We start from the raw sequence: 20,463 nt of genomic DNA, 5'->3' as shown, positions 1-20,463 counted from the left end.
CTTGAGCGCTTAGAGGCTCTTCGGAACCGTCTTCCTGACCGGGGCGGCGAGATCCAGCAGCGGCGTCATCTCGGTGAACCGCTCGTCCAGCGTCACCTCGACGTACGCCGTGCGGTACGTCGTGGTGAAGCGGGTCCCGCCGCCCTCCCGCTGCTCCAGCAGCCAGTCGACCCCGTCCACCTCGACGGCGTCCGCCCCGGGATCGCTCATACCGGCGGGCCGCGCGACACCGCAGCGCAGTACGATCGCCCCGTCCCCCCAACCGGCGGTCAGCTCGGAATCCGGCTCCGGATCACTCCGGTCGAGTCCCGAGACCTTCTCCGGCAGCTCCTCGTGCAGCGCGCTGCACACGGCGGCTTCCTCCGGCGGCGGGCTGGGAACCGTGATCGACGCCTGTGCGTCCGTGGCGGAACAGCCCGCGGCCGCCAGCAGGACAGCGGCGGCAGCGGCGACGGCGGGCAGGGCGGGCAGACGGCGAAGCCGGTGCGAAGACATCACCGGCTCAGGGTAGACGGGGGCTAGAGGTGTACGACCGGGCAGGTCAGGGTGCGCGTGATCCCGTCCACTTGCTGGACCCTGGCGACCACCATGCGACCGAGTTCGTCCACCGTGTCGGCCTCAGCGCGCACAATCACGTCGTACGGACCTGTCACGTCCTCGGCCTGGATCACCCCCGGGATCTTGGAGATGGTCTCGGCGACCGTCGACGCCTTACCCACCTCGGTCTGAATGAGGATGTACGCCTGTACCACGGAACCTCCAGGGCGGCCACGAGGATCTTGTGGGGAACAAAGGGACGCCACGGTACCGCGTCGCCGCGGGCCGCGGGGAGACCCGCGCGGCCCATGGCGCGGGAGGTCGGCGCACGCCACACGGAGTTGGCGGTCTACTTGACGGTACCCAGAGCAGTGACGACGCGCGACCACGAGTCGCGCGGGGCCACGATGACATGGAGAGGTGAACCTCGGTGAAGGGCACTGTGGGCGAGCTGGGCGAGTTCGGGCTCATCAGGGAGCTCACCTCCCGGCTCACCTCCACCCCGGCGGTACGGGTCGGGCCGGGCGACGACGCCGCGGTCGTCGCCGCACCCGACCGGCGCGTGGTGGCCAGCACGGACATCCTGCTGGAGGGACGGCACTTCCGCCGCGACTGGTCCACCGCCTACGACGTGGGCCGCAAGGCCGCCGCGCAGAACCTCGCGGACATCGCCGCCATGGGCGCCGTACCCACCGCCCTGCTGCTCGGCCTGGTCGTCCCGGCCGAACTCCCGGTCACCTGGCCCACCGAGCTGATGGACGGCCTGCGCGACGAGTGCCAGGTCGCCGGCGCGGCCGTGGTCGGCGGCGACGTCGTACGCGGTGACACGATCACCGTGGCCATCACCGCCCTCGGCGACCTGCGTAACCACGAACCTGTCACCCGGGCCGGCGCGCAGCCCGGCGACGTCGTCGCGTACACCGGCTGGCTGGGCTGGTCGGCGGCCGGGTATGCGGTCCTCTCGCGCGGCTTCCGCTCGCCGCGCGCCTTCGTCGAGGCGCACCGGCGCCCCGAGCCGCCCTACCACGCGGGCCCGGCGGCCGCCGGGCTCGGGGCGACCGCCATGTGCGACGTCAGCGACGGCCTGATCGCCGACCTCGGGCACATCGCCGAGGCCAGCAAGGTCCGCATCGACCTGCGCTCGGGCCTCATCGACATCCCGACCCAGATGAACGACATCGGGCAGGCCGTCGGCGTCGACCCCATGCAGTGGGTCCTGACCGGGGGAGAGGACCACGCCATCGTCGCCACCTTCCCGCCGGACGTGAAGCTCCCGGCCCGCTGGAAGGTGATCGGCGAGGTCCTCAACCCCTCCGCGCTGCCCCAGGTGACCGTGGACGGCGCGCCCTGGCACACCACGGGCGGCTGGGACCACTTCGGGGAGGACCAGTGATACCCCGCGTCCTGACGGTCGCCGGGTCCGACTCCGGTGGCGGCGCCGGCATCCAGGCCGACCTGAAGACCATGCTGGCGCTCGGCGTGCACGGCATGAGCGTGATCACCGCCGTCACCGCGCAGAACTCGCTGGGCGTCCAGGGCGCCTGGGAACTGCCGGTGGAGGCGGTCCGCGCCCAGTACCGCAGCGTCGTCGACGACATCGGCGTGCAGGCCGTGAAGACCGGCATGCTGGCGTCCGCCCCGCTGGTCGAGACGGTCGCGGAGCTGCTCGCGGGGACGGCCGCGCCCGTCGTGGTCGACCCGGTCGGGGTCTCCAAGCACGGGGACCCGCTGCTGGCGGCCTCCGCGCTCGATTCCGTACGGACGAAGCTGCTGCCCGTCGCGACGGTGGCGACGCCCAACCTGGACGAGGTGGCCCAGCTCACCGGCGTACGGGTGGCGGAGGAAGCCGATCTGCGGCGGGCGGCGGCCGCGGTGCTGGCGTACGGGCCGCGCTGGGCGCTGATCAAGGGCGGGCACCTGGCCGGTGACGCGGTGGACCTGCTGACCGACGGCGCCGAGGAGCACTGGCTGCGGGCGCCCCGGCACGACAACCGGCACACGCACGGCACGGGCTGCACGCTCGCCTCGGCGGTGGCCGCGGGGCTGGGCAAGGGCATGACGGTGCCGGACGCGGTACGGGAGGCCAAGGCGTACGTCACGGGGGCGATCGCGGCGGGGTTCGCGCTGGGCGGCGGGATCGGCCCGGTGGACCACGGCTGGCGGTTCCGGTAGCGGGGGCCGGGCTACGACGACGGGGGTCTACGGCGCCGCGCCGGGTACGGCAAAAAGCCGGTCCACCGAGGTGGACCGGCTTTTCAAGGCAACCGCAGAGGCTGCGCTACGACGAAACGCCGTCGCGTTAGCGCGAGACCTTGCCGGCCTTGATGCACGAGGTGCAAGCGTTGAGCCGCTTCGGCGTCCCACTGACCACGGCACGCACGCGCTGGATGTTCGGGTTCCAGCGACGAGACGTACGGCGGTGCGAGTGCGAGATGTTGTTGCCGAAGCCCGGCCCCTTGCCGCAGACGTCGCAGTTGGCAGCCACGGGTCACTCCAAAGACTTCAGGTGCACTTACAGTGAAATCCGGCGAGCCGGAATCAGGTCTGGTGACTGAAGTGGCGTTGCCGGGGGAATGGCCCGACTTTCATCGGGCAACCGGAGCAGCATACAACGACCGCTTCGGTACAACGAAACTACCACGGCTCGCCCGGCCCCCGCGGGGGGCCCTGGCCTCATGCGGGTCTACCCTGCGGTGCAGCCCGCAGCCCAAGGAGGATCACCAGGTGCCGCAGATCGACTCCACCGTGGTCCGTACCTGGTGCTCACTCGCTCTGGAGGCGCTGGGCCGGGAGCGCGAGGAGATCGACGCGATCAACGTCTACCCGGTCGCGGACGGGGACACCGGCACCAATCTGTACTTGACGGTCGAATCCGCCCACCAGGCGGTGGAGGCCGTGTTCGCGGCCATCACGGCGCCCGACTTCGGCGACGCGGTGCGGGCCATGGCGCACGGCGCGCTCATCGGCGCGCGGGGCAACTCCGGGACGATCCTGGCGCAGCTGCTGCGGGGCATGGCCGAGGTCCTGGCCGAGGGCCACGACGGCGACCACCTGGCGCGGGCCCTCCGCAGGGCGGCCACGTCGGCCCGGCAGGCGGTCGCGCACCCGGTCGAGGGCACCATCCTGAGCGTGGCGTCGGCCGCGGCGGCGTCGGCCGCGCCCGACGGTGCCGACGTGGTCCGCGTGGCGCGCGCCGCGTACGCCGGTGCCCGTACGGCCCTGGAGGCCACGCCCACCCAGCTCGCCGTCCTGGAGCGGGCGGGCGTCGTGGACGCGGGCGGGCGCGGGCTGGTCACGGTGCTGGGCGCGCTGGTCGAGGCGGTGTCGGGGGAGGCGCCCGCGCGACCGGTGCGCGGCCCCAGGGCGGCCGTCGCGGCCCCGGTCGAGCCGTGCGCGGACGGTGGCCCCGCGTTCGAGGTCATCTACCTGCTGGAGGCGGACGACGCGGCCGTGGCGCGGCTGCGCGGCCGGCTCGACACGCTCGGCGACTCCCTGGTCGTAGTGGGCGGCGACGGGCTCTGGAACGTCCACGTGCACGTTGACGACCCGGGGGCGGCCGTGGAGGCCGGCGTCGAGGCGGGACGCCCGTACCGGATTCGGATCACCCATTTCGGCATGGACGCGGCGCCCGAGGAACGCACGGGGCGTGCCGTGGTGGCGGTCCTGCCGGGCGAGGGGCTCGCGGGCCTGTGCGCCGAGGCCGGCGCCACCACGGTGCTGGCCCGCCCCGGCGAGCCCCCGGCCAGCGGCGAACTCGTCGAGGCCATCAGGCGGGCCCACGCGCGCGAGGTCGTCCTGCTGCCGAACGACGCCGCCCTGCGGCACACCGCCGCGGCCGCCGCGGAGCAGGCCCGCGCGGAGGGCATCCGGGTCGCGCTCATCCCGACCCGGGCCGCCGTCCAGGGCATCGCCGCGCTCGCCGTCCACGAACCGGACCGCCGCTTCGACGAGGACGTGGTCGCCATGACGGCCGCGGCGGGCACCACCCGGTACGGCGAACTCGCCGTCGCCGAGCGCCAGTCGTTCACCTCGGCGGGCGTCTGCCAGGCCGGCGACGTCCTGGGCCTCATCGACGGCGATGTGGCGGTGATCGGCCACGACGTGGCGGCGACCGCCGAGACCGTCCTGGACCGGATGCTCTCGGCGGGCGGCGAACTGGTCACCCTGGTCATCGCCGACGACGCCCCGGAATCCCTCGCCGACCGCCTGGAAACCCACGTCCGCGAAACGCACCTGGCCGTCGACACCCACACCTACCACGGCGGCCCGCAGGCCCCCCTGCTCCTCATCGGCGTCGAATGACCCGCCCCCCGCGGGCCGCGCCGTCCACAGGTGTACGCGCTTGTCAGTGGCGTGGTGTGCAATGGATCCCGTGCCCGCGTTCGACGAACCACTGAAGAAGCTGCTCGGCCCCGCCACCGCCAAGGTGATGGCCGAGCACCTCGACCTGCACACCGTCGGCGACCTGCTCCACCACTACCCGCGGCGGTACGCGGAGCGAGGTGAGCTCACCACGCTCGCCGACCTGCCGCTGGACGAGCACGTCACCGTGGTCGCGCGCGTCGCGGACGCGCGCGTGCTGACGTTCAACAGCGCCAAGGGGCGCGGCCAGCGGCTGGAGGTGACGATCACCGACGGCAGCGGACGGCTGCAACTGGTCTTCTTCGGCAAGGGCGTCCACAAGCCGCACAAGGACCTGCTGCCCGGCACCCGCGCGATGTTCGCCGGCAAGGTGTCCGTCTTCAACCGCAAGACGCAGCTCGCCCACCCCGCGTACGAGCTGCTGCGCGGCGAGGAGGGTGACGGCGCCGTGGACTCGTGGGCCGGGGCGCTCATCCCGATCTACCCGGCCACCACCAAGCTGGAGTCCTGGAAGATCGCCAAGGCGGTCGACGCGGTGCTCCCCAGCGCGGCGGACGCCGTCGATCCGCTGCCGCCCGCACTGCGCGAGGGGCGCGGGCTCATCGGCCTGCCCGAGGCCCTGCGCAAGATCCACCGCCCGCGCACCAAGGCGGACATCGCCGACGCCCGCGACCGGCTCAAGTGGGACGAGGCGTTCGTCCTCCAGGTCGCCCTAGCCCGCCGCCGGTACGCCGACACGCAACTGCCCGCCGTGGCGCGGAAACCCGCCCCGGACGGCATCCTCGCCGCGTTCGACGCCAAGCTGCCGTTCACGCTCACCGAGGGCCAGGAGAAGGTCTCCAGGGAGATCTTCGACGACCTCGCCACCGAGCACCCGATGCACCGCCTCCTCCAAGGAGAGGTGGGCTCGGGCAAGACCATGGTGGCCCTGCGCGCGATGCTCGCCGTGGTCGACGCAGGCGGCCAGGCCGCCATGCTGGCCCCCACCGAGGTGCTGGCCCAGCAGCACCACCGGTCCATCACCGAGATGATGGGCGAGCTGGCCGAAGGGGGCATGCTGGGCGGCGCCGAGAAGGCCACCAAGGTGGTCCTCCTCACCGGCTCCATGAGCGCCGCCGCCCGCCGCCAGGCACTGCTCGACCTGGTCACCGGCGAGGCGGGCATCGTGATCGGCACGCACGCGCTGATCGAGGACAAGGTCCAGTTCCACGACCTGGGCCTGGTCGTCGTGGACGAGCAGCACCGCTTCGGCGTCGAACAGCGCGACGCCCTGCGCGGCAAGGGCAAGCAGCCGCCGCACCTGCTGGTGATGACCGCCACGCCCATTCCGCGCACGGTCGCCATGACCGTCTTCGGCGACCTGGAGACCTCCGTCCTCGACCAGCTGCCGGCCGGCCGCTCCCCGATCGCCAGCCATGTCGTCCCGGCGGCCGACAAGCCGCACTTCCTGGCCCGTGCCTGGGACCGGGTCCGCGAGGAGGTGGAGAACGGCCACCAGGCGTATGTGGTCTGCCCCCGCATCGGCGACGCCCTCGACGAGACGGCCGAGGCGAGGGGGAAGAAGTCCCCGGAGGACGAGGCGGAGAAGCGGCCCCCGCTGGCCGTCCTGGACGTCGCCGACCAGCTCGCCAAGGGGCCGCTCGCCGGTCTGCGCGTCGAGGTGCTGCACGGCAGGATGGCGCCCGACGACAAGGACGCCGTCATGCGCCGCTTCGCCGCCGGCGAGGCCGACGTCCTGGTCGCCACGACCGTCATCGAGGTCGGCGTCAACGTCCCCAACGCCACGGCCATGGTGATCATGGACGCCGACCGGTTCGGCGTCTCCCAGCTGCACCAGCTGCGCGGCCGCGTGGGGCGGGGTTCCGCGCCCGGGCTCTGCCTGCTGGTCACCGACATGCCGGAGGCGAGCCCCGCCCGTCGGCGGCTCGCCGCCGTCGCCTCCACCCTGGACGGCTTCGAGCTGTCCCGTATCGACCTCGAACAGCGCCGCGAGGGCGACGTGCTCGGCCAGGCCCAGTCCGGCGTGCGCTCCAGCCTCCGGATGCTGGCGGTCATCGAGGACGAGGACGTCATCGCGGCCGCCCGCGAGGAGGCGGCGGCCGTCGTCAGCGCCGACCCGGAGCTGGAACACCTCCCCGAGTTGCGCACGGCCCTGCACGCCCTGCTCGACAAGGAGCGGGAGCAGTATCTGGAGAAGGGCTGACCGGTGCATTCGGCACGCGAACCCATATCGTGGAGTCACCACCAACCCGAGGACGACGAGGACTGAGATGACCCGCGTGATCGCCGGTGCGGCCGGCGGACGCCGCCTGGCCGTACCGCCGGGCAACGGCACCCGCCCCACCTCCGACCGGGCGCGCGAGGGGCTCTTCTCCACCTGGGAGGCGCTTCTCGGGAGGCTCGACGGCGTCCGGATCGCCGATCTGTACGCCGGGTCCGGCGCCGTGGGCCTGGAAGCCCTGTCCCGTGGCGCGTCCCACGCCCTGCTCGTCGAGGCCGACAGCCGCGCCGTCCGTACCGTCCGCGAGAACGTCCGGGGGCTCGGCCTGGCCGGCGCCGAGGTCCGCACCGGCAAAGCCGAACAGATCGTGACGGGACCGGCGCCTTCCGACCCGTACGACATCGTCTTCCTCGACCCGCCGTACGCGGTCCCGGACGGCGATCTTGGCGAGATCCTGCTCACACTCCGCACCAAAGGCTGGCTCGCGGACGGTGCGCTCGTCACCGTGGAGCGCAGCACCAGAGGCGGGGAATTCGCCTGGCCGGCCGGGTTCGAGCCGCTGCGGGCCCGTCGCTACGGCGAGGGAACGTTTTGGTACGGTCGCGCCGCCTCTACGTGCGAAGACGCACGATGACCGGACCGGAGAGCGAGGGACTTCAGTTGCGCCGAGCAGTCTGTCCGGGGTCGTTCGACCCCATCACCAACGGACACCTCGACATCATCGCCCGCGCCTCCAAGCTGTACGACGTGGTCCACGTCGCGGTGATGATCAACCAGTCCAAGAAGGGCCTGTTCACGGTGGAGGAGCGGATGGAGCTCATCCGCCAGGTCACCAGTGAGTACGGCAACGTCCAGGTGGAGTCCCACCACGGTCTGCTGGTCGACTTCTGCAAGGAGCGAGACATCCCCGCCATCGTCAAGGGGCTCCGGGCCGTCAGCGACTTCGACTACGAGCTCCAGATGGCCCAGATGAACAACGGCCTCTCCGGCGTCGAGACCCTCTTCGTGCCGACCAACCCCACCTACAGCTTCCTCTCCTCCTCCCTGGTCAAGGAGGTCGCCGCCTGGGGCGGTGACGTCTCGCACCTCCTGCCGCCGGTCGTCCACGAGGCCCTGGTCAAGCGCCTCGGCGAGAAGTGAGCAACTGACAGTCCGCCACTCGGTGTCGGGCCCCCGCCGACTGGCCTTACAGTCGTGCCGTCCGTCTCCAATCCGGCTGTAGAGAGTGGCGAGCACACGGTGGACGTGCAGAAGAAGCTCGACGAGATCGTCGAGACGGTCGAAAACGCCCGTTCCATGCCCATGTCGGCCTCGTGCGTGGTCAACCGCGCCCAACTTCTCGCGCTGCTCGATGAGCTGCGCGAGGCCCTGCCCGGCTCCCTCGCCCAGGCCCAGGAGCTGATCGGCGGCCGCGAGCAGCTGGTCGAGCAGGCCCGCGCCGAGGCCCAGCGGATCATCGAGGCGGCCCACGCCGAGCGCGGCGCGCTGATCTCCGACACCCAGATCGCCCGCCAGTCGCAGGAAGAGGCCGACCGCATCCTCGCCGAGGCCCGCCGCGAGGCCGAGGAGATCCGCGCCGAGGCCGACGACTACGTCGACTCCAAGCTCGCCAACTTCGAGGTCGTCCTCACCAAGACCATCGGCTCGGTGGACCGCGGCCGCGAGAAGCTCCTCGGCCGCGGCCCGGGCCTGGACGACCAGGGGTACGCCGACGAGGACGCCCCCGAGTACAGCGCGGACCCGCAGACCCTGATCCGGCGCGCGGACGACTACGTCGACGCCAAGCTGGGCGCCTTCGAAGCGGTGCTGTCCAAGACCCTGGAGGCGGTCGGCCGCGGCCGCCAGAAGCTCCACGGCCGGATCGCCACCGACGACCTCGGCGCCCACATGGCCGCCCAGGACGCGGCGGGCGCGCCCCAGCAGCACACCTCCGACGCCGACTACCTCGCGGGCCTGGCCGAGCTGGCCGACCCCGAGCCCGCCGCGCGGCCGGTCCACCAGCCGCACATCCCGGCCCAGCAGCCCGACCCGTACGCCTACCAGCCGCCCCACCAGCCCCAGGACGCCTACGCCTACCAGCCCGACCCGTACGCCTACCAGGGCTACGATCAGAGCGGGCAGCAGAGCGGGCACCATGGCGGGCAGCAGGACCAGGGCTACGGCCAGCAGCCCTACGCGTACGAACAGCAGCCGCAGCCCCGGACCGCCGCGCTGGACGAGACCAGCTTCTTCGACACCAGCATGATCGACCTGGAGCAGCTGCGCCGTTACGAACAGGGGCACTGACCGGCCCGGATTGGGCTGTGGGCGAAGCGTCCAGTATCCTGGCTCTTCGGTCGCGAGTACGTCCGCGATCTCGCGTGCCCGCGTCGGCGTCCATTCTGACGCTGGGCCGCCCCCCACACGATCCGAAAGCAGGAAGAACCCTGAGTACGCGCCTCGACCACCGCAACCCCCTCGTGTTCGACACGCACGAGCTGGGGCGGCGTCCTGGTGCCCTCCAGCGGTTGTCCCGCTCGGTCCAGGCCCCCGAGAACCTCGGCATCGCCGCGGTCATCGGCGTGCCGCAGGGCTCGGAAGTCGTGCTGGAGATCCGCCTCGAGTCGGTCATGGAAGGGGTGCTCGTCACAGGCACCGCCCGTGCGTCGGCCGAGGGGGAGTGCGTAAGGTGTCTGGAGCCGCTGCGCCAGGATGTCGCGGCGGATTTCCAGGAGATGTTCTCGTACCCCGACACCGATGACCGGGGCCGTTACGCGGCCGCGGACGACGATGCCGAGGACGACGAGGACATCATTCCCCTCGAGGACGGCATGTTCGACCTCGAGCCCGTGCTGCGTGATGCGGTGGTGCTCGCACTGCCGATGCAGCCGGTGTGCCGGGAGGACTGTGCCGGCCTGTGCCCCGAGTGCGGGGCCAGCCTGAACGACGACCCGGACCACCACCATGACGCCGTCGACATCCGTTGGGCGGCACTGCAGGGACTCGCCGATTCACTCGGGACCGGCGAGAAGGACAACATGAGCGGCGCCGAACCGGGCGTCGACGAGAAGCAGGAGAAGTAGCCGTGGCTGTTCCGAAGCGGAAGATGTCGCGCAGCAACACGCGCCACCGCCGGTCGCAGTGGAAGGCTGCGGTCCCCACCCTGGTTTCGTGTGAGCGTTGCCAGGAGCCGAAGCAGCAGCACATCGCGTGCCCCAGCTGCGGCACGTACAACAAGCGCCAGGTCCTCTCGGTCTGAGCGGGCTGGTGAGAGGCACCGTGTCTAGCCAGAAAACGGCGGATGACGCCAAGAAGCAGGCGGAGAACACGGCCTCGTCCCACACGCTTCTGGAAGGGCGGCTCGGGTACAAGCTCGAGTCCGCCCTTCTGGTGCGTGCGCTGACCCACCGTTCGTACGCATACGAGAACGGCGGCCTGCCCACCAATGAGCGCCTGGAGTTCCTCGGGGACTCCGTGCTCGGCCTGGTGGTCACGGACACGCTGTACCGCACCCACCCCGACCTGCCCGAAGGCCAGCTGGCCAAGTTGCGGGCCGCGGTGGTCAACTCGCGTGCGCTGGCGGAGGTCGGCCGCGGCCTCGACCTGGGCTCCTTCATCCGGCTCGGCCGGGGCGAGGAAGGCACCGGAGGCCGGGACAAGGCATCCATCCTCGCCGACACCCTTGAAGCGGTGATCGGCGCGGTCTATCTCGACCAGGGCCTCGACGCGGCGTCCGAGCTGGTGCACCGGCTCTTCGACCCGCTGATCGAGAAGTCCTCGAACCTCGGCGCGGGCCTGGACTGGAAGACCAGCCTCCAGGAACTCACCGCCGCCGAAGGCCTCGGCGTTCCGGAGTACCTGGTCACCGAGACCGGACCGGACCACGAGAAGACCTTCACTGCTGCTGCCCGCGTCGGTGGTGTCTCGTACGGCACCGGCACCGGCCGCAGCAAGAAGGAAGCGGAGCAGCAGGCCGCGGAGTCCGCCTGGCGGGCCATCCGGGCCGCCGCGGACGAACGGGAGACGGCGGCCAGGGCAAAGGCCGCGGCCACAGCCGCGGCCGGCGACGGCTCCGGCGTCGAAGCCGGATCCGGCGACGGCTCCGGCCCTGCGGCCGAAGCCGAATCGGTCCCGGGAGCCGAAGCCGTAGCCGGCTCTGGCCGTGCACCAGGAGAGGCCGCCGACACCTCTTCGGGCCCGGAATCTCCCCACACCCCCGCGGACTCGGCCACGGCCTGACCGCGTTCGCTTCCCGAGCCCCCGTCGCACCCCGGTGCGGCGGGGTTTTCCCCTTCCACCCCCCTCTTCTTCCACCCTCCGGAGGACCGCCGTGCCCGAGCTGCCCGAGGTCGAAGTCGTACGGCGCGGCCTGGAGCGCTGGGTCAGTGGCCGGACCGTCGCGGACGTCCAGGTCCTGCACCCCCGTGCCGTACGGCGGCACCTCGCCGGCGGCGAGGACTTCGCGGCCCGGCTGAAGGGGCACCGCTTCGGCGTCGCCCGGCGGCGCGGCAAGTACCTGTGGCTGCCGCTGGCGGACACCGACGCGTCCGTGCTGGGGCACCTGGGCATGAGCGGGCAGCTGCTCGTCCAGCCCTCGGACGCCCCGGACGAGAAGCACCTCCGTATCCGGGTGCGCTTCGAGGACGCCCTCGGCACCGAGCTGCGCTTCGTCGACCAGCGGACCTTCGGCGGGCTCTCGCTCCACGAGAACACCCCCGAGGGGCTGCCGCTGCCCATCGCGCACATCGCCCGCGACCCGCTCGACCCCGACTTCGACGACACCGCCTTCCATGTCGCGCTGCGCCTGCGGCGTACGACGGTCAAACGCGCCCTGCTCGACCAGTCCTTGATCAGCGGTGTCGGCAATATCTACGCGGACGAGGCGCTGTGGCGCTCCCGCCTCCACTACGACCGCCCCACCACGGCCCTCACCCGCCCGCGGTCCGTGGAACTCCTCGGCCACGTACGGGAGGTGATGACCGCCGCCCTCGCGGTCGGCGGCACCAGCTTCGACAGCCTGTACGTCAACGTCAACGGCGAGTCCGGATACTTCGACCGGTCCCTGGACGCGTACGGCCGCGAAGGCGAGCCCTGCCGGCGGTGCGGCACCCCCATACGCCGCCGCCCCTGGATGAACCGCTCCAGCTACTACTGCCCCCGTTGTCAGCGCCCGCCGCGCGCCGCGTCATAACGCTCGCGGGCGGCGATGACCTCGGGCATCCGGGCCTCGACCAGCTCGATCAGCCCGAGGAGGCGCTCGGCGACGGCCCGCCCGAGGGGCGTCAGCTCGTAGTCGACGCGCGGCGGGTTCGTCGGCTGGGCCTCCCGGTGGACCAGACCGTCCCGCTCCAGGGCGTGCAGCGTCTGGGAGAGCATCTTCTCGCTCACCCCGTCCACGCGGCGCCGCAGCTCGTTGAAGCGGAAGCCGCTCTCGGACAGCGCGGTCAGGGTCAGCGCGCCCCACCGCCCCGTCACATGCTCCAGCGTGCCGCGTGAGGGGCACTGCCGGGAGAACACGTCGAACGCCAGGCCCTCATCCATGTCCGCCAGCGTACTGCGGGGGTTCAACAGGTCCGAGGCCTCAGAAGCCGAAGCTCTGCGTCCACCAGGGGCCGCCCTCGCCGAAGTGCACGCCGACGCCCAGTGTCGTGTAGTCGCAGTTGAGGATGTTGGCGCGGTGACCGTCGCTGTTCATCCAGGACTCCATCACGGCCTCGGCGTCCGCCTGGCCGCGGGCTATGTTCTCGGCGCCCAGGCCCTCGACGCCCGCCTTGGCGGCGCGGTCCCAGGGCGTGGCCCCGTCCGGGTCGGTGTGCGAGAAGAAACCGCGCTCGGCCATGTCCTGGCTGAACGCCCTGGCCAGCGATGCCAGCGGGGCGGAGGCGCGTACCGGGGCGCAGCCCACCGTGGCCCGCTCGGCGTTGACCAGGTTCAGCACCGCGGCCTCGGCGGCCGCCTGGCGGCCGGTCACGGCGGCGGGGCCGGAGGGGGCCTTGGGGCGCTCCGTGGTCTTCTCGGGCGTGGCGGTACGCAGGGGGGCCGCGCTCTCGACGGCCGTCTTCTTCGGCGCCGGCGCCTTGGTCCGCTTCGGCTGCTCGGCCTGCTTCGTCTTCGGCGCGGAGGGCTTGGACGGGGTCGGGGACGGCGTCTTGGACGGCGTGGGGGCCCGCTCGGCGCTCCGGCTCGCGGAGGCGGACGGACGGTCGCTCGCGGTGACGCCGGAACCGCCCTGCGCGTTCAGGTCGGGGGAGCGCCCGGCGTGTACCCGCTCGCCGGAGGTGCCGCCGCCGACGGTGAAGGTGTCGCCGCCGGGCAGCAGGCCGGAGGCCACGGCGACGGCGCCGACCGCCATCGCGGCGGAGGCGCCGAGCAGCCCGGTCCGTACGGGCACCACGGCCCGCTTTTTCCGGTGGCGTCCCATCTGCTCTGCCCTTCCTGGTTCAACGTCTGGTCAGGACGTCAAGGTGACTCACCCGAACGAGTGAGGGGTCATTGCGTCGGGACTGTACGCCATGACGCCTGGGGCGGAAGTGCTCCGTGGGGGATTGGCCGGTTAGCGTGCAGCCATGAACGACGACGCACGGCTCACCGCCTGGGTGCGCGGCCGGGTACAGGGAGTGGGCTTCCGCTGGTTCACCAGGGCAAACGCTCTGGAGATCGGCGGCCTCACCGGTTTCGCCTCCAACCTTGAGGACGGCAGGGTGCAGGTGGTGGCCGAGGGCCCGAGTGAGAATTGCCACCGTTTGCTGGAATGGCTCCGCTCCGGCGACACACCCGGGCGCGTCGACGGAGTCACCGAGATCTGGGATGCCCCGCGCGGAGGGTACGACGGCTTTGACATCCGCTGATGATCTTGAGGCCGGTGCCGGGTCCGTCCCGCGCGCCGGCAGCCCGCAAAGTGCGCCCGGCATGTGCGTACGGCAGAAATGACCTGGTGGTTGCCAAGAATCGCTTGTCATGCCAGGCTGCGCGGGTAAGGATGATCCACAGGATCCTTCTACGCCCCTGGGACACCGCGCGAGAGGCGCCGCCGCATCATCCGCGGCCGCAGGCCCCCCGGTTGCCCCCGATGCCGTGCGTGATCGTGTTGACCGTCAAACTTTTTGGTGAGACTCTGGAAGCCCCGCGCACCTTAGCTGTTTGGCAGTGAGAACGCAGCAGCACCAAGCACTGCTGGACACCGCGGGTGCGAACCCTCACGACCCACACCGCTTCGGTCGGTCACTCAGTGTGGAGGACCAAAAGTCATGGCAAAGGCGCTTCTCGGTTATGTCGGCGGTTCCGACCCGCGACTTCTCGCCGAGATGCGACGGCTTCAGCAGCGCGTTCAGGACCTTGAGTCCGAGCTGGTACGGATCCAGTCCGAGAACGACGCGCTCAACGCCGCCGCACACAGCGAGTCGCTGCTCGACGGCATCGACATCGACGTACCCAAGGCGGAGCCTGCGCTCACCTGATCCCAGCCCCCGCCGGCAAGGCCCGTATCGGCATCTGACGGTAACGGGCAGGGTGAGAAACACTCTCGCGAGATATGCAAGGGACGCTTCGGCGTCCCTTCTTCTTTTCGCCCCCTGTGTTCACCGCCGTTCCACCCCTCCGCCCCCGCGCCTTAACGTCTGATGTGCCCTGCGCATTCGTGAGTCAAACGAGACTCGACAGGTAGAGTCCGGGGGCGTGCACCTCAAGGCCCTGACCCTGCGCGGGTTCAAATCGTTCGCCTCCGCCACGACACTCCGGTTCGAGCCGGGAATCACCTGCGTCGTGGGGCCGAACGGCTCGGGCAAGTCCAATGTGGTGGACGCCCTCTCCTGGGTCATGGGGGAGCAGGGCGCGAAGTCGCTGCGCGGCGGCAAGATGGAGGACGTCATCTTCGCCGGGACGACCGGCCGGCCGCCGCTGGGCCGCGCCGAGGTCTCGCTCACCATCGACAACTCCGACGGCGCGCTGCCCATCGACTACGCCGAAGTCACCATCACACGGATCATGTTCCGCAATGGCGGCAGCGAATATCAGATCAACGGCGATACGTGCCGGCTGCTCGATATCCAAGATCTTCTCAGCGATTCCGGTATCGGCCGCGAAATGCATGTGATCGTCGGGCAGGGCCAGCTGGACTCCGTACTGCACGCCGACCCGATGGGCCGCCGGGCGTTCATCGAGGAGGCCGCGGGCGTCCTCAAGCACCGCAAGCGCAAGGAGAAGGCGCTGCGGAAGTTGGACGCGATGCGGGCCAACCTCGCCCGCGTACAGGACCTCACCGACGAGCTGCGGCGGCAGCTCAAGCCGCTGGGGCGGCAGGCCGCGGTGGCGCGGCGGGCCGCCGTCATCCAGGCAGACCTGCGCGACGCCCGGCTGCGGCTCCTCGCCGACGATCTCGTACGCCTCCAGGAGGCGCTGAAGGCGGAGATCGCCGACGAGGCGGCGCTCAAGGAGCGCAAGGAGCGGGCGGAGGCCGAGCTGAAGGCGGCGCTCGCGCGGGAGGCCGACCTTGAGGACGAGGTACGGCGCCTCGCGCCGCGCCTCCAGCGCGCCCAGCAGACCTGGTACGAGCTGTCGCAGCTCGCCGAGCGGGTGCGCGGCACGATCTCGCTGGCCGACGCGCGGGTCAAGAGCGCCACCGCGCCGCCGGTGGAGGAGCGGCGCGGGCGCGACCCCGAGGACATGGAGCGGGAGGCCGCCCGCATCCGCGAGCAGGAAGCGGAGCTGGAGGCCGCGCTGGAGGCGGCCGAACGTGCGCTGGAGGACACCGTCGCCCACCGCGCCGAACTGGAGCGCGCGCTCGCGGTGGAGGAGCGGCGGCTGAAGGACGCGGCCCGGGCGATCGCCGACCGCCGCGAGGGCCTGGCCCGGCTGTCCGGGCAGGTGGGCGCGGCCCGCTCGCGCGCCGCCTCCGCGCAGGCCGAGATCGACCGGCTGGCAGCCGCCCGCGACGAGGCACAGGAGCGCGCGGTCGCCGCTCAGGAGGAGTACGAGGCGCTCAAGGCCGAGGTCGACGGGCTGGACGAGGGCGACGCCGAACTGGCCGGCCGGCACGAGGCCGCCAAGCGGGAACTCGCCGACGCGGAGGCCGCGCTCACGGCCGCGCGGGAGGCTGTCACCACGGCGGAACGGAAGCGGGCCGCTGTGGCCGCACGGCACGATGCCCTGGCGCTCGGGCTGCGCCGCAAGGACGGCACGGGCGCGCTGCTGGCGGCCGAGGACCGGCTCGCCGGCCTGCTGGGCCCGGCCGCCGAACTCCTCACCGTGACCCCCGGCTACGAGGTGCCGGTCGCCGCCGCACTGGGCGCGGCCGCCGACGCGATCGCGGTCCGGGACCCGGCCACGGCCGCCGAGGCGATCCGGCTGCTGCGCAAGCAGGACGCGGGCCGCGCCGCCCTGCTGGTGGCCCCTCCGCAGGGCGGTGCCCCTGCGGGCGGGCAGCCCCCTCTGGTGCCCAACCAGGCGGCGCCTGCCGCCACCCGGGCCGGTGGTGTCGCGTCCCCCGACCGGGGTTCGGCGGTGGCCGGCGTGCCGGTGGGCGGCGCGGGCACGGGCGGTGCCCCGGCCGCCGTGCCGGTGGGCGGCGCGGGCACGGGCGGTCCCTCGTCCGCCGAGGCGGTGGGGGGCGCGGGTGCTGGGGGCGCCGAGGGCTCCGGGCAGGCGGGAGGGCTGGGTGCTGGCGGTGCCTCGGCCGCCGAGGCGGTGCGAGACCCGGGCGCCGGCGGTGCCGCGTCCGCCGGGCGGGCGACGGCCACTCGCGGTGCCGCGACCGTCGCACCCCCGGTGGCCGAGCTCGTGCAGGGGCCCGAGGGGCTGGTCGCGGCCGTGCGGCGGCTCGTGCGGGGCATGGTCGTCGTCGGGACGCTGGAGGACGCCGAGGACCTGGTCGCCGCGCACCCGGAGGCGATCGCGGTCACCGCCGAGGGCGACGTACTCGGGGCGCACTTCGCGCAGGGCGGGTCCGCCGGGGCGCCCAGCCTGCTGGAGGTGCAGGCGTCCGTCGACGAGGCGGCCGCCGAGCTGGCGGAGCTGGCCGTACGGTGCGAGGAACTGGCCGTACGGCAGCGGGAGGCGACCGAGCGGCGGGGCGAGTGCGCCGCGCGCGTCGAGGAGCTGGGGGAGCGGCGCCGGGCCGCCGACCGCGAGAAGTCGCAGGTCGCCCAGCAGCTCGGCCGGCTCGCCGGGCAGGCCCGTGGCGCGGCGGGCGAGGCCGAGCGTACGGCCGCGGCCGCGGCCCGCGCCCAGGAGGCCCTGGAGAGGGCCACCGAAGAGGCCGAGGAGCTGGCCGAGCGGCTGGCGGTCGCCGAGGAGGCGCCGGCCGAGGAGGAGCCCGACACCTCCGTGCGCGACCGGCTCGCCGCCGATGGGGCCAACGCCCGCCAGACCGAGATGGAGGCCCGCCTCCAGGTGCGTACGCACGAGGAGCGGGTCAAGGGCCTGGCGGGGCGGGCCGACGCCCTGGACCGCGGCGCCCGCGCGGAACGGGAGGCACGCGCGCGTGCGGAGCGGCGCCGCGCCCGGCTGCGCCATGAGGCGGAGGTCGCCGCGGCGGTGGCGTCGGGCGCGCGGCAGCTGCTGGCGCACGTGGAGGTGTCCCTCGTACGGGCCGAGCGGGAGCGGGCCGCCGCCGAGGCCGCCAAGGCGGCGCGCGAACGGGACCTGGCCGCCGCCCGCGTGCGGGGCCGGGAGCTGAAGGCCGAGCTGGACAAGCTCACGGACTCGGTCCACCGGGGCGAGGTGCTCGGCGCGGAGAAGCGGCTGCGGATCGAGCAGCTGGAGACCAAGGCGCTGGAGGAACTGGGCGTGGAGCCGGCCGGCCTGGTGGCCGAGTACGGGCCCGACCAGCTCGTCCCGCCGTCCCTGCCCGCCGAGGGCGAAGACCTGCCGGAGGACCCTGAGCACCCGCGCAACCAGCCGAGACGTTTCGTCCGGGCGGAGCAGGAAAAACGACTGAAGTCGGCGGAACGGGCCTACCAACAGCTCGGAAAGGTCAATCCCCTCGCGCTGGAGGAGTTCGCGGCGCTGGAGGAGCGCCACCAGTTCCTCTCCGAGCAGCTCGAAGACCTGAAGAAGACGCGGGCCGACCTCCTTCAGGTGGTGAAGGAGGTGGACGAACGCGTCGAGCAGGTGTTCACGGAGGCGTACCGGGACACGGCCCGGGAGTTCGAGGGTGTCTTCTCGCGGCTCTTCCCCGGCGGCGAGGGGCGGCTCGTCCTGACCGATCCCGACAACATGCTCACCACGGGCGTGGACGTCGAGGCCCGCCCGCCCGGCAAGAAGGTCAAGCGGCTGTCGCTGCTGTCCGGCGGGGAGCGGTCGCTGACGGCCGTCGCGATGCTGGTGTCGATCTTCAAGGCGCGGCCGAGCCCCTTCTATGTGATGGACGAGGTCGAGGCGGCGCTGGACGACACCAACCTCCAGCGGCTGATCCGGATCATGCAGGAGCTCCAGGAGAGCTCCCAGCTGATCGTGATCACCCACCAGAAGCGGACCATGGAGGTCGCGGACGCGCTCTATGGCGTGTCCATGCAGGGCGACGGGGTGTCCAAGGTGATCAGCCAGCGCCTGCGCTGAGCGCCATCGGCGGCTTGGCTGAGCCTTCGTTCCCAGCTGTCTTCATTTCGTGAACGCAAGTCGACACACCGGGTGTCAAGAATCATCACTCCCAGACTCTTGACTTCGAAACTTGAAGGCATAGTCTCTGCAACGTTGCTTTTACCTTCAAGTGGTGGGTGACGCGAAGTTGTGCGCCACTTGAAGGGCTCGCCCCCCAGCCCGGCGACGGCGCCGGGTACCAGGAGTTCACGTGACCAGCACAGCGCAGCCACCGGCGTCGGGGGCCCGAGAGGCCCACCCCGATCACCTCGGGCATGTCATCTTCATCACGGCCGCCGCCGCGATGGGTGGTTTCCTCTTCGGCTACGACAGCTCAGTGATCAACGGCGCCGTCGAGGCGATCAGGCACCGGTACGAGATCGGCTCCGGCACCCTCGCCCAGGTCATCGCCGTCGCCCTGATCGGCTGCGCCATCGGCGCCGCGACCGCCGGCCGGATCGCCGACCGCATCGGCCGCATCCGCTGTATGCAGATCGCCGCCGTGCTGTTCACGATCAGCGCCATCGGGTCCGCGCTCCCGTTCTCCCTGTGGGACCTCGCGCTGTGGCGCGTGGTCGGCGGCTTCGCCATCGGCATGGCCTCGGTGATCGGCCCGGCGTACATCGCCGAGGTCGCCCCCGCCGCCTACCGGGGCCGGCTGGGCTCCTTCCAGCAGGCCGCCATCGTCGTCGGTATCGCCGTCTCGCAGCTGGTCAACTGGGCCATCCTCAACATGGCGGACGGCGACCAGCGCGGTGAGATCGCCGGCCTGGAGGCCTGGCAGTGGATGCTCGGCGTCATGGTCGTCCCGGCCATGCTGTACGGGCTGCTCTCCTTCGCGATCCCCGAGTCGCCCCGCTTCCTGATCTCCGTCGGCCGCCATGACAAGGCCCGGCAGGTCCTCTCCGAGGTCGAGGGACACAACGTCGACCTCGACGCGCGCGTGGCCGAGATCGAGACCGCCATGCACCGCGAGCACAAGTCCACCTTCCGGGACCTGCTCGGCAGCCGCTTCGGCTTCCTGCCGATCGTCTGGGTCGGCATCGGCCTGTCGGTCTTCCAGCAGCTCGTCGGCATCAACGTCGCGTTCTACTACTCCTCGACGCTGTGGCAGTCCGTCGGCGTCAACCCGGAGAGCTCCTTCTTCTACTCGTTCACCACGTCGATCATCAACATCGTCGGCACCGTGATCGCGATGGTCCTGGTGGACCGGGTCGGCCGCAAGCCGCTCGCCCTCGTCGGCTCCGCCGGTATGGCGCTCGCCCTCGCCTTCGAGGCCTGGGCCTTCTCCGCCGACCTGGTGGGCGGCAAGCTGCCCACCACGCAGGGCATCGTCGCCCTGGTCGCCGCCCACCTGTTCGTGCTGTTCTTCGCCCTCTCGTGGGGCGTGGTGGTCTGGGTCTTCCTCGGCGAGATGTTCCCCAACCGGATCCGCGCCGCCGCCCTCGGCGTCGCCGCCTCCGCGCAGTGGATCGCCAACTGGGCCATCACCGCGAGCTTCCCGTCCCTGGCGGACTGGAACCTTTCCGGCACGTACGTCATTTACACGATCTTCGCCGTGCTCTCCATCCCCTTCGTGCTGAAGTACGTGAAGGAGACCAAGGGCAAGGCGTTGGAGGAGATGGGCTAATCCCCGCTGCCCCTCTCCTCGACCACGGAACTGCCCCGGCTCGCTTCCCGAGCCGGGGCAGTGCGTGTTGGGCCGCGACCGCACCGCCGTTGGTCCGTCCACGGGACGGCCATGAGAAATCCCCCTCCGCCGGACGGTGAACCGGCGAAGGGGGACGGTG

General features: G+C 71.9%; 20 protein-coding genes. 15 read left to right on the top strand and 5 right to left on the bottom strand.

Annotation, left to right across the window (positions count from 1 at the left end; translation table 11 throughout):
* Positions 1-9: 9 nt before the first annotated feature.
* Positions 10-495 (bottom strand): DUF3515 domain-containing protein, encoded by a 486-nt coding sequence (locus QWM81_RS09445; RefSeq protein WP_290111346.1) that lies wholly within the window; start codon positions 493-495, stop codon positions 10-12.
* A 23-nt stretch (positions 496-518) separates the two neighbouring features.
* On the bottom strand, positions 519-752 hold the full coding sequence (locus QWM81_RS09440) for an Lrp/AsnC family transcriptional regulator (protein ID WP_290111309.1): 234 nt from the start codon (positions 750-752) through the stop codon (positions 519-521).
* 215 nt (positions 753-967) lie between these two features.
* On the opposite strand from QWM81_RS09440, the gene QWM81_RS09435 reads away from it, so the two are divergent.
* Entirely contained in the window at positions 968-1,930 is a 963-nt protein-coding gene (locus QWM81_RS09435) for a thiamine-phosphate kinase (RefSeq protein ID WP_290111307.1), read from the top strand.
* The gene (gene thiD, locus QWM81_RS09430; protein WP_290111306.1) at positions 1,927-2,709 is read left to right on the top strand and encodes a bifunctional hydroxymethylpyrimidine kinase/phosphomethylpyrimidine kinase; all 783 of its coding nucleotides are present in this window, start codon (positions 1,927-1,929) and stop codon (positions 2,707-2,709) included. Before QWM81_RS09435 ends, thiD begins: the two co-directional genes overlap by 4 nt.
* Positions 2,710-2,836: 127 nt before the next feature.
* On the opposite strand, the gene rpmB is transcribed toward thiD, so the two are convergent.
* Positions 2,837-3,022 carry a 50S ribosomal protein L28 gene (gene rpmB, locus QWM81_RS09425; protein WP_064070327.1) on the bottom strand — a complete coding sequence of 62 codons (186 nt, stop codon included), beginning with the start codon at positions 3,020-3,022 and terminating at the stop codon, positions 2,837-2,839.
* A gap of 239 nt (positions 3,023-3,261) precedes the next feature.
* Here rpmB and QWM81_RS09420 point away from each other — a divergent pair, with 239 nt between their 5' ends.
* The 9 genes from QWM81_RS09420 to mutM all read left to right on the top strand — a co-directional run bounded on the left by QWM81_RS09420 (position 3,262) and on the right by mutM (position 12,290).
* Positions 3,262-4,839, top strand: a complete 1,578-nt coding sequence (locus QWM81_RS09420; protein WP_290111304.1) for a DAK2 domain-containing protein — start codon at positions 3,262-3,264, stop codon at positions 4,837-4,839.
* A gap of 61 nt (positions 4,840-4,900) precedes the next feature.
* On the top strand, positions 4,901-7,102 hold the full coding sequence (gene recG / locus QWM81_RS09415; protein WP_290111302.1) for an ATP-dependent DNA helicase RecG: 2,202 nt from the start codon (positions 4,901-4,903) through the stop codon (positions 7,100-7,102).
* A gap of 67 nt (positions 7,103-7,169) precedes the next feature.
* Positions 7,170-7,754 (top strand): 16S rRNA (guanine(966)-N(2))-methyltransferase RsmD, encoded by a 585-nt coding sequence (gene rsmD, locus QWM81_RS09410; RefSeq protein WP_290111301.1) that lies wholly within the window; start codon positions 7,170-7,172, stop codon positions 7,752-7,754.
* 26 nt (positions 7,755-7,780) lie between these two features.
* Positions 7,781-8,260, top strand: coding sequence for a pantetheine-phosphate adenylyltransferase (coaD, locus tag QWM81_RS09405; protein ID WP_290111345.1), 480 nt, complete (start codon positions 7,781-7,783; stop codon positions 8,258-8,260).
* A 99-nt stretch (positions 8,261-8,359) separates the two neighbouring features.
* Complete coding sequence (locus QWM81_RS09400; RefSeq protein WP_290111344.1) at positions 8,360-9,406, top strand: F0F1 ATP synthase subunit B; 1,047 nt, start codon at positions 8,360-8,362, stop codon at positions 9,404-9,406.
* 140 nt (positions 9,407-9,546) lie between these two features.
* Positions 9,547-10,182: a YceD family protein gene (locus QWM81_RS09395; protein WP_290111343.1), complete on the top strand. Its 636-nt coding sequence runs from the start codon at positions 9,547-9,549 to the stop codon at positions 10,180-10,182.
* Positions 10,183-10,184: 2 nt separating this feature from the next.
* On the top strand, positions 10,185-10,358 hold the full coding sequence (rpmF, locus tag QWM81_RS09390; RefSeq protein WP_030496967.1) for a 50S ribosomal protein L32: 174 nt from the start codon (positions 10,185-10,187) through the stop codon (positions 10,356-10,358).
* An 8-nt stretch (positions 10,359-10,366) separates the two neighbouring features.
* A complete protein-coding gene (gene rnc, locus QWM81_RS09385; RefSeq protein ID WP_290111300.1) occupies positions 10,367-11,338 on the top strand; it encodes a ribonuclease III in 972 nt (323 codons plus the stop codon).
* Between the two features lie 91 nt (positions 11,339-11,429).
* Positions 11,430-12,290 (top strand): bifunctional DNA-formamidopyrimidine glycosylase/DNA-(apurinic or apyrimidinic site) lyase, encoded by an 861-nt coding sequence (mutM, locus tag QWM81_RS09380; RefSeq protein ID WP_290111299.1) that lies wholly within the window; start codon positions 11,430-11,432, stop codon positions 12,288-12,290.
* Here mutM and QWM81_RS09375 read toward each other — a convergent pair.
* Together QWM81_RS09375 and QWM81_RS09370 are read right to left on the bottom strand one after the other, a co-directional pair.
* On the bottom strand, positions 12,263-12,640 hold the full coding sequence (locus QWM81_RS09375) for a winged helix-turn-helix transcriptional regulator (protein ID WP_290111297.1): 378 nt from the start codon (positions 12,638-12,640) through the stop codon (positions 12,263-12,265). The two genes, mutM and QWM81_RS09375, sit on opposite strands and share 28 nt — an antisense overlap.
* 40 nt (positions 12,641-12,680) lie before the next feature.
* Positions 12,681-13,520 carry a CAP domain-containing protein gene (locus tag QWM81_RS09370; protein ID WP_290111295.1) on the bottom strand — a complete coding sequence of 280 codons (840 nt, stop codon included), beginning with the start codon at positions 13,518-13,520 and terminating at the stop codon, positions 12,681-12,683.
* Between the two features lie 145 nt (positions 13,521-13,665).
* Here QWM81_RS09370 and QWM81_RS09365 point away from each other — a divergent pair, with 145 nt between their 5' ends.
* The 4 genes from QWM81_RS09365 (at position 13,666) to QWM81_RS09350 (ending at position 20,303) form a co-directional block, all read left to right on the top strand.
* Complete coding sequence (locus tag QWM81_RS09365) at positions 13,666-13,947, top strand: acylphosphatase (RefSeq protein ID WP_290111294.1); 282 nt, start codon at positions 13,666-13,668, stop codon at positions 13,945-13,947.
* A 399-nt stretch (positions 13,948-14,346) separates the two neighbouring features.
* On the top strand, positions 14,347-14,556 hold the full coding sequence (locus tag QWM81_RS09360; protein WP_073754570.1) for a hypothetical protein: 210 nt from the start codon (positions 14,347-14,349) through the stop codon (positions 14,554-14,556).
* Positions 14,557-14,773: 217 nt separating this feature from the next.
* Complete coding sequence (locus QWM81_RS09355) at positions 14,774-18,652, top strand: AAA family ATPase (RefSeq protein ID WP_290111293.1); 3,879 nt, start codon at positions 14,774-14,776, stop codon at positions 18,650-18,652.
* Between the two features lie 232 nt (positions 18,653-18,884).
* Positions 18,885-20,303, top strand: coding sequence for a sugar porter family MFS transporter (locus QWM81_RS09350; protein WP_290111292.1), 1,419 nt, complete (start codon positions 18,885-18,887; stop codon positions 20,301-20,303).
* Positions 20,304-20,463: the final 160 nt, after the last annotated feature.

The organism is Streptomyces ficellus (assembly GCF_030406405.1).
Lineage (GTDB): Bacteria > Actinomycetota > Actinomycetes > Streptomycetales > Streptomycetaceae > Streptomyces > Streptomyces ficellus_B.
The sequence above is the reverse complement of the archived record's forward strand: the minus strand, read 5'-3'. Positions and strand labels throughout refer to the sequence as shown.

What these genes read in the sequence shown, in the direction of transcription:
- QWM81_RS09445 (WP_290111346.1), bottom strand. Translation starts at nt 495, where the DNA reads ATGTCTTCGCACCGGCTTCGCCGTCTGCCCGCCCTGCCCGCCGTCGCC.
- recG (WP_290111302.1), top strand. Translation starts at nt 4,901, where the DNA reads ATGGATCCCGTGCCCGCGTTCGACGAACCACTGAAGAAGCTGCTCGGC.
- rsmD (WP_290111301.1), top strand. Translation starts at nt 7,170, where the DNA reads ATGACCCGCGTGATCGCCGGTGCGGCCGGCGGACGCCGCCTGGCCGTA.
- QWM81_RS09375 (WP_290111297.1), bottom strand. Translation starts at nt 12,640, where the DNA reads ATGGATGAGGGCCTGGCGTTCGACGTGTTCTCCCGGCAGTGCCCCTCA.
- QWM81_RS09370 (WP_290111295.1), bottom strand. Translation starts at nt 13,520, where the DNA reads ATGGGACGCCACCGGAAAAAGCGGGCCGTGGTGCCCGTACGGACCGGG.
- QWM81_RS09365 (WP_290111294.1), top strand. Translation starts at nt 13,666, where the DNA reads ATGAACGACGACGCACGGCTCACCGCCTGGGTGCGCGGCCGGGTACAG.
- QWM81_RS09360 (WP_073754570.1), top strand. Translation starts at nt 14,347, where the DNA reads ATGGCAAAGGCGCTTCTCGGTTATGTCGGCGGTTCCGACCCGCGACTT.